Origin of the sequence: Rheinheimera sp. NSM (genome assembly GCF_052380015.1) — a bacterium.
GTDB lineage: Bacteria > Pseudomonadota > Gammaproteobacteria > Enterobacterales > Alteromonadaceae > Alishewanella.
The window spans coordinates 34,340-49,563 of the sequence record NZ_JBQTCI010000006.1; the positions used below are offsets into that span (position 1 = coordinate 34,340).

Here is a 15,224-nt window from a genome sequence, read left to right on the forward strand (position 1 = left end):
CGTATGCCATATTTAGCCGCCGGCGCCACCGCGCCCGATTTCACTTTGACAGATCAACACAACCAAACAGTACAGCTAAGCAACCTGCTTAAGCAAAACCGTGTGTTGGTGTATTTTTACCCTAAGGCCATGACACCCGGCTGCACCGTGCAAGCTTGTGCATTGCGGGACAGCAAAGCACAGTTAGCGGCAAAAGGCGTTACCGTTGTCGGTATCAGCACCGATGCTCCGGCCAGACTGGCCAAATTTGCCCAGCGCGATGAGCTGAACTTTACCCTGTTGTCAGACGAAGATCACAAGGTAGCAGACGCTTTCGGGGTCTGGGGCGAGAAAAAATTTATGGGTAAAGTATACGACGGCTTGCACCGTATCAGCTTTTTAATCGGCCAAAACGGCAAGGTGGAACAGGTGTTCGATACCTTTAAAACCAAAGATCATCATCAGGTGGTGTTGGATTATTTAGCCTGACAGCAGCAACACTACACCGTACCGGCATAGCATCTGGTCTTATTCAGCAACCGCGTACGGCGTAACCTGCTATGGTTTATGCACTTAACGTATTCTAATCGCTTATTTTCTGCACCAGCCGGGAGAGAAACATGCAAAAACAGCTAATGGCGGCATTTATTGCCCTGACAATTACCCAGACCGCACAGGCAGCTGAGCTGGTTACTGAAAAAACCACGCTGACGGTAGACACCGTAACTTCCGGCTTAAAGCATCCGTGGGGCATGGCCTTTTTGCCCGATGGCAGCATGTTGGTAACAGAGCGCAACGGCGGCATGTTACGGGTGGATGCCAAAGGCAATAAAAGCGCCCCGCTTGGCGGCTTACCGGACATTGATGCCCGCGGCCAGGGCGGTTTGCTTGATGTAATCCTGCCCCCGGATTTTGCCGACAGCCGGCAGCTGTATTTCAGCTTCAGTGAGCCGGGAACCGCAGGCAACAGCACTGCAGTTGCCAGTGCAATTCTGGACGCTGACAAACTCAGCGACGTAAAAGTGATCTTCAGCCAACAGCCTAAATACGACAGCCGCCACCATTTTGGCAGCCGGTTGGTGTTTGATAACAACGGCCGGTTGTTTATTACCACCGGTGATCGCGGCAGTCAGCGCGACCAGGCACAAAAGCTGGATAATCATATCGGCAAGGTGATCCGTATCAACACCGACGGCACAGCAGCACAGGGCAACCCCTTTGTTAAAGACAACGCGGCTAAGACGGAAGTATGGTCTTACGGCCACCGCAATATTCAAGGCGCGGCACTGCATCCGACAACCGGTGCCTTATGGACGCATGAGCATGGCCCCCAGGGCGGTGATGAAATTAATATCGCTGAGGCCGGCAAAAACTATGGCTGGCCGTTGATCACCTATGGTGAAGAATACGGCGGCGGTGTTATTGGCAAAACCAAACAAGATGGCCTGGAGCAACCGCTGCACTATTGGGTGCCATCAATAGCCCCAAGCGGCATGACATTTTATACCGCAGAGCTGTTTAGTGGCTGGAAAAACAACCTGCTGGTCGGCTCACTGAAGTTTGGTCAGTTGGTACGGTTGGAACTGAACGGTAATAAGGTCAGTCATGAAGAACGCATTATGATTGGCCAGCGCATCCGCGATGTAAGACAAGGCCCGGACGGCGCAGTGTACCTGTTGACAGACAGCTCCGACGGCCAGATCCTGCGCTTAACGCCGGCGCAATAACCGCTTTGGCTACCTTCAAATCTTATGCCGGCAAGCTTAGCTTGCTGGCTCTGGCATTGCCATGCCTGTTCAGCCACAGCCTGCAGGCCGACACCGAAATTATTGTGATAAGTGCGACAGAACAGCGCGAAAGTTGGCTTAGCAGCCCGGCATCCGTTGAGCTGAGTACTCCGCCTGAGCAGGGTATGCTGATTGACAGCGCTCAACTGCTCAATAGCATCAGTGGTGTGCAGGCCGACAGCCGCGCCAATTTTGCCCAGGATACACGGCTGAGTATCCGTGGCTTTGGCAGTCGCAGCGCCTTTGGTATTCGCGGCCTGTATTTACAACAAGATGGCATTCCGTTGTCCACCCCGGATGGTCAGGGCCAGTTATCCAGTGTGTTGCTTGATAATATAGCGCAGGTAGAAGTGTTAAAAGGCCCGCTGGCAGCGCTTTATGGCAATGCGTCCGGCGGCGTTATTTCCCTGTACAGCCAAAGCCCGGTGCAAAACGCAGTAGCAGCAAGCGTAGCTGGCAGTGAGCAGCACCGGCAGTATCAGCTACGCGCCGATTGGGTTAGCGACGATAGCAGCCTGAGTGCTGCACTGAAGCAATTTGACAGCGACGGTTACCGGCCACACTCGGCGGCAAAAAAGCAGCAAGCGCAGCTACTGTACCGTTCCGCCGTGGCAGAGGCGGTAAAGCTGACCGCCAGGCTGGATTACGCCAGAGATCCACAGTTGCAGGACCCGTTGGGCTTGTCTCTGGCCGACTGGCGGCAGGATCCGCAGCAAACCAACGCGGGTGCAACGTTGTTCGATACGGAAAAACATAGCCGTCAGCGCCAGCTCAGTCTGAGCCTTAACGACTATCAGGAAGCTGATCTATGGCAACTGAGCAGCTGGCTGGGCGATCGTACTATTGGCCAGCGTCTGGCTTTTACCGGCAGCGCCCTGTCCTCCGCAGGTGGTGAAGTAGCTCTGCAGCGCCGTTTCAGTGGTGTCAGCGGCAACTACCGGCTGCTACAGGGTCGCAATTATCAATTGCGCGCAGGTGGCAGTGTGGTGCAAAGCGAGGACGACAGACAAGGCTTTGTTAACGACTTTGGCCAGCGTGGCGATATGCGCCGCGATCAAACCGACAGTGCAGATAATAAAGACGTGTTTGTACGTATGAACTGGCAACCGGCAACACGCTGGCAGCTACAGGGTGGCTGGCGTTACAGTGAGCTGCAACTGGCAGTGGCCGATCGCTACCTTAATGCAGAAAACCCGGACGACAGCGGCCGTAAAGGCTTTTATAACCAGGCCGTCGCATTGGGGCTAAGTTATCGCATCAACGATGCTATAAGCGGCTTTATCAGTGCCGGCCGGGGCTTTGAAAGCCCAACCCTGGCTGAAATTGCTTATCGCAGTGATGGCAGCGGCGTAAATCTGGCGCTTGATGCCAGTACCAACCGGCAATGGGAAGGCGGCATTAAATGGCAGCACAGCAGCACTAACGGCGCTGCAATTACCGGTAGTGTCAGCCTGTTTAGCGTCACCACTGACAACGAGTTACTGGTAGACAGCTCCGCCGGTGGTCGTACCAGCTATCGCAACGCGGCTAAGACCGAGCGCTATGGCGCTGAGCTGCAACTGGACTGGCGGCAAAATGCTTATCTGCGCCATCAGTTGAGTGGCCACTATTTAACCGCACAGTTTGCTGATCCGCTGCTTGATGGTAACAGCTTACCCGGCGTAGCCCGTAGCCAACTGCAGTGGCAATTGGCGTACCGGCCCTGGCAGGGCAACTCCGCGCTTAACAATACTGAGTTGGGCCTGCATAGCCAATACCGCAGCAAGGTGTATCTGGACGATGCCAACAGCAACGCGGCTCCTGCGGCAGTGACGTTTTCACTCAGTGCCCGTCACAGCCGGCAATGGCAACAGTTGACACTGGATTACTGGTTGGCACTGGATAATGTCACTGACAAAGCCTATGTTGGCTCGGTGATTGTAAACCAAAGCAATGGCCGCGCTATTGAACCGGCACCGGGAAGGGAATTCAGTGCCGGTATCAGCGCCGGCTTTTTATGGTAACCGGCAGCAGTAAAGGGTGCTTTACTGCTGCTCCTCCGTTAAGCTCACATGCGGATGTACCCTGCCAGACCAAGCATTGATAGTAGCCTTTACCAGTGACGCCAGCGGTATAGCAAAGAAAATCCCCCAGAAGCCAAACAAGCCACCGAAGAACAGCACGGCAATAATAATAAACACCGGGTTTAAATCCACCGCTTCGGAAAACAGCAACGGCACCAGCAAATTGCCGTCCAGCGCCTGGATAATGCCATACGCCAGCATTAAATAGCCAAACTCAGCGGTAGGCCCCCACTGAAAGAAGGCCACCAGGGCTACAGGTAAGGTTACCACTGCCGCCCCGACATACGGAATCAGCACTGACAGCCCCACCAAAACGCCAAGTAGCAGCGGATAATTCAGGCCGAACAGCGCAAACACCGAATAGCTGCAGGCACCGACAATCAGAATTTCCAGAATTTTGCCGCGAATATAATTCATGATTTGCGCATTCATTTCATGCCATACCTGAGTAATAAGCTTGCGCTCGGTTGGCAACAATTGCACAAAGCTACTGGTCAGTTGCGCTTTATCTTTCAGCATAAAAAATACCATCAACGGTACCAATACCAGATAAATCAGCAAGGCCACCAGATCGACAATCGACGCCAACGACAACTGCAACATACTGGTGCCGAACTTCATCAAACGCTCATCAACTGAGTGCATCAGTACGTTAATTTGCTCAACACTGACCACTCCGGGAAAGGATGCCGGTAATTCCAGTAAATAAGCCTTTCCCTGCTCGATCATCTGCGGCAAATCCCGCAGCAGATTGCGCCCCTGGTACCAGACTATCGGAATTAACCACATTAAAGTTAAGGTAGCTACGCCGATAAAAGCTGCCACCACCAGCACGGTACTCACTCCCCGCGACAGCCCCAGCTTACCCAACCGCAATACAGGCCACTCCAACAAATAAGCAAATGCAATGGCCACCAGCACCGGCGCCATAATGCCGCTTAGCCAGTAAATTGCCATAAAACCGATAAGCAGCAATAAAAACAGCGTGACGACCTGAGGATCAGAAAACTTATTGGCGTACCATTTTTTTAACCAATCCAACATGTGTCTGAACTCCAACCTATGCAAAAAGTGCTAACTGACGAAAACAACCGCAAGTATACCTAAGATAACGGCTAATTTGATGTTTCACACGCTGTCGCAGCAAAATATATGTTAAATTAGCACGGCTTTGCTAACGGAACTAATCAGCGTAAAACCAGACAAAGTCTGCATTAGCGGTCAGACCAATCATTAGAACAGGGTCAGGTGTTTTTGACATGAGATTCTCTGCAGTAACAAAACCTTTGGCGCTGTGCCTGTTGGCAACAGGTATTCAGCTTAGCTCCTGTACGGCACTTGCGGTTCTGCCCGATCTGGGTGGTAATGCGTTCAGTACTATTACGCCGGAAAAAGAAAAACAACTGGGCGATGTGATGATGCGCCAAACCCGTGGCAGCTTGCCGATGGTGTATGACCCGTTATTAGATGAATATATTAATTCATTGGGTAATAAGCTGGTGGCACGCGCCAATGACGTGAAATTTCCGTTTAAGTTTTATTGGGTAGAAGACAGAAACATTAATGCTTTTGCCACTTTGGGCGGTAATGTTGCCTCGCACACCGGCACCCTCGCCGTGGCAGAAAGTGAGAGCGAATTCGCCTCGGTGATGGCGCATGAAATTGCCCACGTTACCCAGCGCCATATTGCCCGCTTTGTTGAAGCACAAAGCCAGAAAGCTCCCTTAACCCTGGCGGGGGTCCTCGGTGCTATAGTACTAGCGACGGTAAATCCGGAAGCCGGTATGGCGGCAATGATGGCAACCCAGGGCGCAGCCCAGCAAAGTGCGATAAACTTTACCCGCAGTAATGAACAGGAAGCAGACCGTATTGGCATGCAAATTCTGTCTGAAGCCGGCTTTGACCCGCATGCTGTGCCGAATTTCTTTCGTAAACTTACCGAGCAAAGCCGTTTTGTTAATCAGCAATTGTCGTTTTTGCAAACCCACCCGCTGTCACAAAGCCGTGTCAGCGATACGCGGATGCGTGCAGAGCAGTTTCCACAGCGTTTTGTACCCGATAGCCAGGATTTCACCCTGAGCAAAGCCAGGGTAATGGCCAGGCATCAGTATGATAAAAAAGACGCTGAAGTGATATTTCGCAAGATGCTCAGCGATCCCGGCGGCAATACCCGCGCAAACCAGTATGGATTGGCTATAGCCTTACTGGATAACGGTAAACCCGACCAGGCGCGCAAGTTAATAGAACAACTGTTAGCAAAGGATGAGCACAATCTTTACTACATTGATGTTTATACCGATATCTTGCTGGCGCAAAAAGAATACCAGCTATGCCTGGAGATGTTAGAGCAGCAATATCTGCTTAGGCCGAATAACCAGGTGGTTACCCTTAACTATGCCAACGCGGCATTGAAAGCCAATGCCAACCGGCTGGCTATTCATCTGCTGAAAAATCTGCTGTTTTATAAAAATGACAATATTCTGGCTTATGATCTGTTGTCCGAAGCCTATAAAGCCGCCGGTGATCTGGCCAAATTTTATGAAGCCCGCGCCGATCTGCGCTATCAATTGGCTAACTACCCGCTGGCTATTGACGATATAAATGAAGCACTGAATCACTTAAAGCCGGAAGAAAAGCTGGAAAGCCGCCGGCTGGAGGCTAAAAAAGTACAACTGCAAACTGAGTTTGACCGGCTGCGCCGCATGTAGCCGGGCCGGATAATACCGCTTACAGGACATCACTATGTTAACGATTTACCATAACCCGCGCTGCTCAAAAAGCCGTGAAACCCTGGCCTTACTGCAACAACAGTCACAGCCATTTCAGGTTATTGAGTACTTAAAAACACCGCCGACGGCAGATGAATTGCGGCATTTGCTGCAGTTATTGGGACTTAGCGCCCGCCAGTTGCTGCGCAGCAAAGAGGACGAATACCAACAACTGGGTTTAGCCGACAGCACGCTGAGCGAGCAGCAGCTGATTGCTGCTATGGTGGCACAGCCTAAGTTAATTGAACGCCCCATAGTGGTATGTGGCAACAAAGCCGTTATCGGCCGGCCGGCCACTAATGTTCTGAACATTCTGCCATGAGCGGTTATGTGTTAGTGCTGTACTATTCGCGCCATGGTGCTGTTGCCGCGTTAGCAGACAAAATTGCCATTGGCATTCAGCAAGCCGGAGCTGAAGCCATGGTGCGTTGCATACCGCCACTGGACAGCAGCTTCGCCAGCCGCCATGCCATCGTGACCCTGGCCGAGCTCAGTGCCTGCGATGGCCTGGCATTTGGCAGCCCAGTGCGTTTCGGTAATATGGTGGCCGATGCCAAAGCGTTTTGGGACGCCACTACCAGCTTGTGGCTCAAAGGCGAATTAATTGATAAACCAGCCGGGGTCTTTACCTCATCCGGCAGTATGCACGGCGGCAATGAGGCCACCTTGCTAAGCATGAGCCTGCCGTTATTACATCATGGTATGCTGCTAACCGGTATCCCTTACAGCGAACCGGAACTGCACCAGACCACCGGCGGTGGCACGCCGTACGGCCCAAGCCACGTCAGCGGCCATCATGCAGATAATAAACTCAGCGTTGATGAGCAGCGTCTCGCTATTGCCTTTGGCAAACGACTGGCCGGTTTAAGCCGGCAACTAAAACAACACAGGTGTTAAAGATGCAACACAGCAGTACTATTGCAATGTCAGCCAAAACCGCCCGCTATCTGTTACTGGGCCGGTTGGGCTTTTTCGGTTTGTGGTTGCTGCAACCACTGTGGATCTTATGGCTGGCACCGCCACAATTGGGCAGTGCTTATACCTTGTTAGCCGTGCTGTGGTTACCCTTGTGGTTTCCGCTGTACGGTATGCTAAAAGGCCACGCCTATACATTGGCCTGGGCTAACTTTATTGTGATGATTTACTTTTTGCACAGCCTGACCAATTTGTGGGTCAGCACCGGTATGCAGCAATTTTTGGCAGTTTTGGAGTTGCTGCTGGCCAGCATGATGTTTATCGGTTGCACTTACTATGCCCGCTACCGCGGTCAGGAACTGGGCTTAAAAATCCCCAAACTTAAAGATGATCCGCGCCGTTAATGCATTAGTCCGGAACAATCCGGCCGGTGTAAAACGTCAGCCGACGCTGAATAAAACCACTTTGCACCATCCGGCTCAGGGTGGTATTCAGCTGCTGCGCACCGGCTGCGTCATGCCGGCTTAAACCGCAATACACGGCCGGCGGAGCAGACCACAGCGGATCGGCTGCAAAACTGTGATCTCCCGTTGTGTTTACATAGAAGTGGTATGACAAATCTACTGTCATCACCACATCCAGCCGGCCTTGTTTTAACCTGAGTAAATTGCTTTCCAATGAATGGGCATCATCCCGTATTACATCACCGGAGCGAAACACCTGCTCCAGCTCCGGATAGGTAAAACCACGGCTGGTACCTACCCGTTTACCGGCCAAATGCTGCACCGCAGCAACCGGCTCTGCCTGGCGCAGTCGCACCAGCAACTGTTGTGTGTTAAACAGCGCATCGGTCCATAATAGCTGCTCCGGCTGTGATACCCAGTCCGGATTTAAAAAACAGGCTATTTCAGCTTCGCCCTGTAATAGCCAGGGCTCAATACGGGCACGGGGTAAATTCAGATACTGCACCGGCCGGTTTAGCTGCCGCCCCAGCTCATCGATAATGTCTTTACTTAAGCCGGCCTGCAACACCTTGTCGGCATTAAAAATAGCATAAGGCGGTGTATTGGAGTCACTGACAACAGCACGGACGGGGGCAGTACTACCGGCAACCTGCAGCGCAGCCAAACACAGCAATATCAGGCACAATTCCCGCATCAAGTTCCTCATATCGTTGCCAGGTGGTGGCTGCATTCATATCAGCCTAGTCGCTTTCTTCGAGCCATTCCACTTTTTCTATCTGGCTGAACCTGCTACTGATTTTATGTGCTGAGGTATGGATCTGCTTCACATCTGTGGCAGCCTGATCGATATGTTTAGCCAGATTATCAAAGCGGCCACGAAAGCGATCAAAATCCTCAGCCAGTTTAATCAGATGCTCCTGAATAAGGTGAATTTGCCGCCGTGTGGCATCATCTTTCAGTACGCTGCGCGCCGTGGTAAGCACGGCCATTAAGGTGGTCGGCGAGGTTAGCCATACCCGCCGGCGGTAGGCTTCTTCGACAATATCGGCGTGATAAGCATGCAGCTCGGCAAAAATCGCCTCGGCCGGTAAAAACATAATGGCACCGTCGGCGGTTTCGTTGGCAATAATGTATTTGTCGGCAATATCATTGATATGCTTTTTAATATCGAGCTTAAACTGACGCTGCGCCTGCTTACGCTCTTCAGCACTATACTGCGGCTCGGTCATCTTTTTATAGCTCTCCAGCGGAAACTTGGCGTCAATAGCAATATCGCCACTGGGTTTGGGCAAAAACAACATGCAATCGGCAATACGACCGTTACTCAGGGTATGTTGCAAAGAAAAGTGCTGCTCCGGCATGACATTACGAATAAGCGCCGTTAACTGCACTTCGCCAAAAGCGCCGCGCGAGCGTTTATCAGCCAACACTTCCTGCAGGCTGACAACGTTGGTGGACAGCTCGGTAATTTTCTTTTGTGCATCGTCAATCAATGCCAGCCGCTTAACGATATCGGTGAAGGTTTGATTCGTTTTTTCAAAGCCTTCACTTAAGCGCCGCTCTACCTGGCCGGCAATGTCTTTTAAGCGCTGATCAATGCTCTGCGTTAGCTGCTTCACCTGCTCTGCCAACATAATGGCTTGCTGTTGCAGGTTTTTGCTCAGTTCAAACCTGGCAGCTTGCTGCGTATCGGTAATTTTCTGCAGTACCTGTAGTACATGCTCTTGCTGCTGTTGCTGTAACTGCTGGCGCTGCAGATGCAACTGCTCAAGCAACTGTTGCTGAAACCGTCCCTGTTGCTGCACCAGCTCCAGCTTATGTTGTGCCAGTTGCTCTGCCAGCCCTGCGCCGGGTGCGCGACGCAATAATTGCACTAACAGTAAAATCAGGTTCAGGCTTAGCAAAGCCGTGAGCAAATAAATAAAGTGTTGTGTCGACATAAAACCTCTGTACCGGCAAACCATTGCCGGTTGCTTTGCGTATAACCTGGCACTATACAACTTTATCAGCAGTACTATGAAACAACTGGCGTTATTTCCGTTAAACAGTTTTATCTTACCTGAGGGCCGTATGCGCTTACGGATCTTCGAGCCCCGCTATGTGCGCCTGGTCAGCGAAGCCAGCGCCGGCAAGCGCGATTTTGCCCTGGCACAAATTAACCCTTATGTCAGCCAGCAGCATCCGGATCGCATTTTGCCACTGGCGACACGGGTGTGCATTGAAGATTTTGAACAGCTTGATGATGGTTTGCTTGGCATTACCATCGCCGGCATAGAAAAAGTACAGATAGCCCAGCGCTGGCAAGAAGCTGATCAGCTGCATGTGGCCAAGGTACAGCCGCTGGATAACTGGCCGGCGCTGCAACTTGATGCCGGTTATCAACCGCTGATGCAGCAATTACAAAAACTGCTGCAGCAACAACCGGCGCTACAACAACTTTATCCCAGCCCGAAATACACTGACGCCGCCTGGCTGGCTTCACGCTGGTTGGAACTGCTGCCCATGCAACCGGCACTGAAACAGCGCCTGGCATTGGAAGACAGCCCCGCCCCCTGTCTTGACAGCTTACAGGCCTGGATGTCGCATCAAGCCTGAGATTTTACCACACGGTCATAAGCGGCCTGCTCGTCATCGGTAATAATAGACACCACCTGCCAACTGCCTTGCCAGGCTTGCAGCGTATAAGAAGTATGACAGGTAAACATCACCTTGTTGTTGTCGTCATAAAAGCGCCAATACAGGCTGACAAACTGCAATTGGTCAGACAAACGCAACTGATGCTGCAACACAAAATCAGCCGTGACCACGCCCAGGGCACGATACTTGGCCACCTGCCCCAGCACATGGCGGTGTAAACTGTCTATATCGGTCAGCAGGGTTTTACTTTCGCTGGCCAGCAACAGGCTGGGTAACGAAATCAGCTGCCCTAGTGTATCCAGCTCAGAGTTTATATAGGCTTTGGCATAGGTTTGAAAAAAATGCTCGACGGTTTGCATCAGCTGATCCCTAAATATTTATGTACCTGCACACTTAAGCGCCAGTTATGTTGTTTGCACATCGCAATGGCCAGTTCTGTGGCCCGGCGCTGCTGGCTTATCGGCTGCAGGTAAATCAGCTTAGCTTTAACATCAGTGTGTTGCAATAACTGCAACAGCTCATCAATGTGTTTTTGCATCGCTACCGGATGCTTAATTTCATTAGCACGGTCCAGTGCACTTTGCAGCACCTTGTAGCCGCCGGCCATATTCACCTTCGGCGATACCGTTACCCAGGTTTGCGCCGGCGCTTTAATCTCAAAGGTGCCGCTGGTTTCAATTTGCGTGCTGTAGCCCTTACTGTGCAACGCATCGCATAACGGATTTAAATCATACATACAGGGCTCACCGCCGGTGATCACCACATGTTTGGCCTGGTAGCCTTGTTTGGCAAACAGCGCCAACAACTGTTCGGCACTAACACCGGCCCAGTGCTCAGTCTCTGCGGTTTTAATGACGATATCACCCAGTGGCTGGTGCAGTTCGTCTTTCACTTGCCAGGTATGTTTAGTATCACACCAGCTGCAACCCACCGGGCAGCCCTGTAAGCGGATAAAAATAGCTGCGGCACCTGTAAAACTGCCCTCGCCCTGGATGGTTTCAAAAACCTCGTTAACTTTATACACTCTGTGCTTTGCCCTTTAGCCTGCGGCTGAATTACTGTACAATGCGCGCCCCCGCCAGGCTTGGCGGGTAAAGTCGCAAAATTTGAGCTGTATTATACAAGAGAGAGCCTGCTATGCCGAACAAAGTTGTGGTGATTTATTCCGGTGGGATGGATTCCTTCACCGTATTACACAAAGCGGTGCAGGCCGGCCATGATGTGTATGCCTTGTCGTTTAATTATGGTCAGCGCCATGTAAAAGAGCTGCAATGCGCGGCACAGGTGTGTCAGGAGCTGGACATCAAGCATAAAATTGTTGATATCTCCGCTATTAACCAGCTTTTAGCCGGCTCGTCGTTAACCGATGATATCGACATCCCGGAAGGCCATTATGCCGCCGACAATATGAAATCGACCGTGGTGCCTAACCGCAATATGATTTTATTATCTTTGGCGGTGGGCTATGCGGTATCTATTGGCGCCAATCAGGTGTATTACGGCGCGCATTCCGGCGATCACTTTATTTACCCGGATTGCCGGCCGGAATTTGTGCAAAAAATGCATGATGTTTGCCAGATAGCTAACTACGAGCCGGTAGATATTATCAGCCCGTACCTGGCGCAAACTAAAATAGAAATTCTCGCAGATGGTCTGGCCATGGGGCTGGACTACAGCAAAACCTGGACTTGCTACAACGGCCGCGAAAAAGCCTGTGGTAAATGCGGTTCCTGTCAGGAGCGCCTTGAAGCCTTTACGCTGAACAACACCACCGACCCGCTACCTTACGAATAACAACTGTCCATATAAAAAAGCCCTGATAAATCAGGGCTTTTTTATTGTTTTATGCTACGCTAAACAAGCTCTGGTGCAGCTGTTTAACTACCGCCGGCGCGTCCGCGTCCTGCACCAAAAAGCACAGGTTATGTTTGGACGCACCATGGCAAATCAGCCGCATATTAATGCGCTCCAGCGTATTGAATAAATCACCGGTAATACCTTTGCTACTGTGTAAATGGTTGCCGATAACCGCTATCAGGCTTAAGCCCTGCTCTACCGACACTTCACAAAAACTGCGCAGTTCCGTCAGCGCCGGCTCTACCGAAGCGCTAAAGGCGCTGGTCATGCCGCCTTCATCCAGCGTTAACGCCACGCTGATCTCTGAAGTGGTGACTAAATCCACCGAGATCTGGTGCCGGCTTAAAATATCAAACACCCGGGTTAAAAAACCGGCGGCGTGCAACATGGCCGGGCTTTTTACCGTAATTAACGTTTGGGATTTGCGCAGCGCAATAGCGCGATACGGCGGGCGCTCTTTTACCTCTTTTGCAATCCAGGTACCACCAGCCTGTGGCTCGCGGCTGGAGCCGACAAAAACACCGATATTACGCCGCATCGCCGGTATTAACGTCGCCGGATGCAGCACCTTGGCACCAAAGGTGGCCATTTCGGCCGCTTCATCAAAGCTGATTTCTTTAATGCAGCGCGCCTGCTCTGTTAAGCGTGGATCGGTGGTAAAAATGCCCACTACATCGGTCCAGATTTGCACTACAGCAGCATGTAACGCCTCAGCTAACAGCGCTGCACTGTAATCTGAGCCGCCACGGCCCAGGGTAGTGGTTTGGCCTACCTCATCTGCACCGATAAAGCCTTGGGTAACTACCACGTTATCGGCCAGTAGCGGTTGTAATTGTACCGCGCATAGCTCGCTAATTTGGCTGATTTGCGGCTCGCCTTTACCAAAGCGGCTGTCGGTACGCAGCACGCGTCTGGCATCAAAGCATAAACCGGCTGCGCCACGCTCACGCAGCACCTGAGCAAACAGCACTGAGCTTAAGCGCTCACCAAAGGACTGAATCTCATCTTTATGCGCAGCGCTGTATACCGCGCCACTTTGCTCTATCAGCTGTTTTAATGCCGATAACAACTGATCAATATCAGCGGCTACCGCGTCAGATTGTTGTAAGCGATTTAGCACGGCCAACGTAATACGCTCAATGCCCTGATAGCAGGCATAACGTTCTGTTACATCGGTATGTTTGGTGATATCGACCAGCAGGTTGGTGACGCCGGAACTGGCGCTAACCACCACTAAGCGAATGGCCGGTTCAGCCAGGATAATGTCGGCGCAGCGTGACATCGCATCGAAGTCTGCGACACTGGTGCCGCCGAATTTTGCAACAATAAGTTTGGACAAGGGTGCCTCTCCTTATAAAACATAATAAGCAGAGCATGGCATTTGCTAACAGCAAAACGAGAATGGCACAGATCGCTTCTGTAATTAACAAAGGCCAGAAGCTCTCCACCGGAACTCAGGTGACAGTCGTAAGGATTCAGCCTTAACGACCGGGACAAGCAGCTCTATAACTGCATCTCCCTCGGCGCTAGTCCCCCTCGTTCAGGCTACGATGTATAGACATCTGTCCGGAACTACCTGGCTAACGCACCTCTTCTGGTCTATCAGATATGATTGACGGGCGACACCTTATCCTGTTTTTGCCATTCAGGCAATAGCCTTTTAGCCGTCTAAAACATATTCAGTTAATTATAGCCCGCTGTCGCGTCTGCCAGCGCTTATATTTGAGCGCTATGGTAGCGGTTTAAGCTGAACAAATCCTTAGCAGGCGTGAAATAAATCAGTAGTTCAGGTTAATTTTTTTAAGCTGCGCCACAAAGGCATCCATATCAGCTGCATTAGCAGCATCGCTGTGCCATTTATTATGAAACCCCAGGGTTAACTGCACCTTGCCATTGCTAAAATACACTTCATAACCATCAAAACCGGAATTCACCGTAATGCCGTCCAGCTCAAAACCGGCGCCCAGCTCGTTATTAATAGCGCTGCCATGTTGTTCTACTTTGCCAAATACACTGAGTAGGAATTTGCCATCCAGTTCGTTTTGCATTGCTTAGCTCCTGTCGTTGTTCGTTTAAGGGTAACACCGGTTTGCAGCTAATACGCGCAAAGGTTATAGTCCGGCCGTCTTATAAGGAGAAATATATGCACAAGACGTTATTTACCACCGCTGTTGCCCTGACATTTTCTGCTGCCTCTGCCACTGCAAATATTGTTCAGGACGCGCCGCTGGTATCGATCGCCAGCCAGGATGCCTACTTTGATAACCTGCGCGCGCACTGCGGTAAAGCCTTTGAGGGCAAAGTAGTAATGGACAACCCAAAAACCGACGGCTTTGAAGGTCGTCTGGTGATGCACGTACGTAAATGTACTGACAACCAACTGCAGATCCCGTTCCATGTTGGTGACAACCACTCCCGCACCTGGATTATCACTAAAACCGGATCCGGCCTGAGTTTAAAACATGATCACCGCAATAAAGACGGCAGCCATGATGTCTCTACCATGTACGGCGGCCACACCTTGGATGCCGGCTGGCCAACAGTACAAAGTTTTCCGGCCGATCAATACTCGAAAGAGCTGTTTGTCAGCCACGGCATTCCGCAATCTAACGGCAATACCTGGCAAATGTATATTTATCCGCAAAAATTTACCTATCGTTTGGTGCGCGACGGTCGCGAATTCCGCGTCGATTTCGATTTAACCAAACCGGTAGCACTGCCGCCCACGCCGTGGGGCTATAAAGACTAATCGCA

Annotated in this window: 17 protein-coding genes and 1 riboswitch; of the genes, 10 read left to right on the top strand and 7 right to left on the bottom strand. The window is 51.4% G+C overall.

The window, feature by feature from the left end; translation table 11 throughout:
- Positions 1 to 3 precede the first annotated feature (3 nt).
- The 3 genes from bcp (at position 4) to ACTZWV_RS15940 (ending at position 3,769) form a co-directional block, all read left to right on the top strand.
- Positions 4 to 468, top strand: a complete 465-nt coding sequence (bcp, locus tag ACTZWV_RS15930) for a thioredoxin-dependent thiol peroxidase (protein ID WP_444787487.1) — start codon at positions 4 to 6, stop codon at positions 466 to 468.
- A gap of 131 nt (positions 469 to 599) precedes the next feature.
- Entirely contained in the window at positions 600 to 1,706 is a 1,107-nt protein-coding gene (locus tag ACTZWV_RS15935) for a PQQ-dependent sugar dehydrogenase (protein WP_444787488.1), read from the top strand.
- 5 nt (positions 1,707 to 1,711) lie between these two features.
- Positions 1,712 to 3,769: a TonB-dependent receptor family protein gene (locus ACTZWV_RS15940; RefSeq protein ID WP_444787489.1), complete on the top strand. Its 2,058-nt coding sequence runs from the start codon at positions 1,712 to 1,714 to the stop codon at positions 3,767 to 3,769.
- Between the two features lie 21 nt (positions 3,770 to 3,790).
- Here ACTZWV_RS15940 and ACTZWV_RS15945 read toward each other — a convergent pair whose 3' ends face one another.
- Positions 3,791 to 4,873: an AI-2E family transporter gene (locus ACTZWV_RS15945; protein WP_444787490.1), complete on the bottom strand. Its 1,083-nt coding sequence runs from the start codon at positions 4,871 to 4,873 to the stop codon at positions 3,791 to 3,793.
- Positions 4,874 to 5,088: 215 nt separating this feature from the next.
- On the opposite strand from ACTZWV_RS15945, the gene bepA reads away from it, so the two are divergent.
- Genes bepA through ACTZWV_RS15965 form a run of 4 tightly spaced genes read left to right on the top strand, consistent with a single transcriptional unit; the run spans position 5,089 to position 7,916 of the window.
- Entirely contained in the window at positions 5,089 to 6,537 is a 1,449-nt protein-coding gene (gene bepA, locus ACTZWV_RS15950; protein ID WP_444787491.1) for a beta-barrel assembly-enhancing protease, read from the top strand.
- A 34-nt stretch (positions 6,538 to 6,571) separates the two neighbouring features.
- Positions 6,572 to 6,919 carry an arsenate reductase (glutaredoxin) gene (arsC, locus tag ACTZWV_RS15955; protein WP_444787492.1) on the top strand — a complete coding sequence of 116 codons (348 nt, stop codon included), beginning with the start codon at positions 6,572 to 6,574 and terminating at the stop codon, positions 6,917 to 6,919.
- On the top strand, positions 6,916 to 7,494 hold the full coding sequence (gene wrbA / locus ACTZWV_RS15960; protein ID WP_444787493.1) for an NAD(P)H:quinone oxidoreductase: 579 nt from the start codon (positions 6,916 to 6,918) through the stop codon (positions 7,492 to 7,494). Before arsC ends, wrbA begins: the two co-directional genes overlap by 4 nt.
- Positions 7,495 to 7,496: 2 nt before the next feature.
- The gene (locus tag ACTZWV_RS15965) at positions 7,497 to 7,916 is read left to right on the top strand and encodes a DUF2069 domain-containing protein (RefSeq protein WP_444787494.1); all 420 of its coding nucleotides are present in this window, start codon (positions 7,497 to 7,499) and stop codon (positions 7,914 to 7,916) included.
- 4 nt (positions 7,917 to 7,920) lie between these two features.
- Here ACTZWV_RS15965 and ACTZWV_RS15970 read toward each other — a convergent pair whose 3' ends face one another.
- Both ACTZWV_RS15970 and ACTZWV_RS15975 read right to left on the bottom strand, forming a co-directional pair.
- The gene (locus tag ACTZWV_RS15970) at positions 7,921 to 8,682 is read right to left on the bottom strand and encodes a substrate-binding periplasmic protein (RefSeq protein WP_444787495.1); all 762 of its coding nucleotides are present in this window, start codon (positions 8,680 to 8,682) and stop codon (positions 7,921 to 7,923) included.
- A gap of 34 nt (positions 8,683 to 8,716) precedes the next feature.
- The gene (locus ACTZWV_RS15975; RefSeq protein WP_444787496.1) at positions 8,717 to 9,916 is read right to left on the bottom strand and encodes a DNA recombination protein RmuC; all 1,200 of its coding nucleotides are present in this window, start codon (positions 9,914 to 9,916) and stop codon (positions 8,717 to 8,719) included.
- A 76-nt stretch (positions 9,917 to 9,992) separates the two neighbouring features.
- Between ACTZWV_RS15975 and ACTZWV_RS15980 the strand changes: the two genes are divergently transcribed.
- A complete protein-coding gene (locus ACTZWV_RS15980) occupies positions 9,993 to 10,571 on the top strand; it encodes an LON peptidase substrate-binding domain-containing protein (protein ID WP_444787497.1) in 579 nt (192 codons plus the stop codon).
- Here the strand turns inward: ACTZWV_RS15980 and ACTZWV_RS15985 are convergent.
- Positions 10,562 to 10,972 carry a hypothetical protein gene (locus ACTZWV_RS15985; protein WP_444787498.1) on the bottom strand — a complete coding sequence of 137 codons (411 nt, stop codon included), beginning with the start codon at positions 10,970 to 10,972 and terminating at the stop codon, positions 10,562 to 10,564. The genes ACTZWV_RS15980 and ACTZWV_RS15985 overlap by 10 nt on opposite strands.
- Positions 10,972 to 11,637, bottom strand: a complete 666-nt coding sequence (gene queE, locus ACTZWV_RS15990; protein ID WP_444787499.1) for a 7-carboxy-7-deazaguanine synthase QueE — start codon at positions 11,635 to 11,637, stop codon at positions 10,972 to 10,974. The genes ACTZWV_RS15985 and queE overlap by 1 nt, the downstream gene beginning before the upstream one ends.
- 113 nt (positions 11,638 to 11,750) lie before the next feature.
- On the opposite strand from queE, the gene queC reads away from it, so the two are divergent.
- Positions 11,751 to 12,407 carry a 7-cyano-7-deazaguanine synthase QueC gene (gene queC / locus ACTZWV_RS15995; RefSeq protein WP_444787500.1) on the top strand — a complete coding sequence of 219 codons (657 nt, stop codon included), beginning with the start codon at positions 11,751 to 11,753 and terminating at the stop codon, positions 12,405 to 12,407.
- 49 nt (positions 12,408 to 12,456) lie between these two features.
- Here queC and lysC read toward each other — a convergent pair whose 3' ends face one another.
- Positions 12,457 to 13,809 carry a lysine-sensitive aspartokinase 3 gene (lysC, locus tag ACTZWV_RS16000; protein ID WP_444787501.1) on the bottom strand — a complete coding sequence of 451 codons (1,353 nt, stop codon included), beginning with the start codon at positions 13,807 to 13,809 and terminating at the stop codon, positions 12,457 to 12,459.
- A gap of 90 nt (positions 13,810 to 13,899) precedes the next feature.
- Positions 13,900 to 14,072: riboswitch (Lysine riboswitch) on the bottom strand.
- Between the two features lie 176 nt (positions 14,073 to 14,248).
- A complete protein-coding gene (locus ACTZWV_RS16005) occupies positions 14,249 to 14,518 on the bottom strand; it encodes a DUF3081 family protein (protein WP_444787502.1) in 270 nt (89 codons plus the stop codon).
- A gap of 95 nt (positions 14,519 to 14,613) precedes the next feature.
- Between ACTZWV_RS16005 and ACTZWV_RS16010 the strand changes: the two genes are divergently transcribed.
- Positions 14,614 to 15,219 (top strand): hypothetical protein, encoded by a 606-nt coding sequence (locus ACTZWV_RS16010; protein WP_444787503.1) that lies wholly within the window; start codon positions 14,614 to 14,616, stop codon positions 15,217 to 15,219.
- Positions 15,220 to 15,224 lie beyond the last annotated feature (5 nt).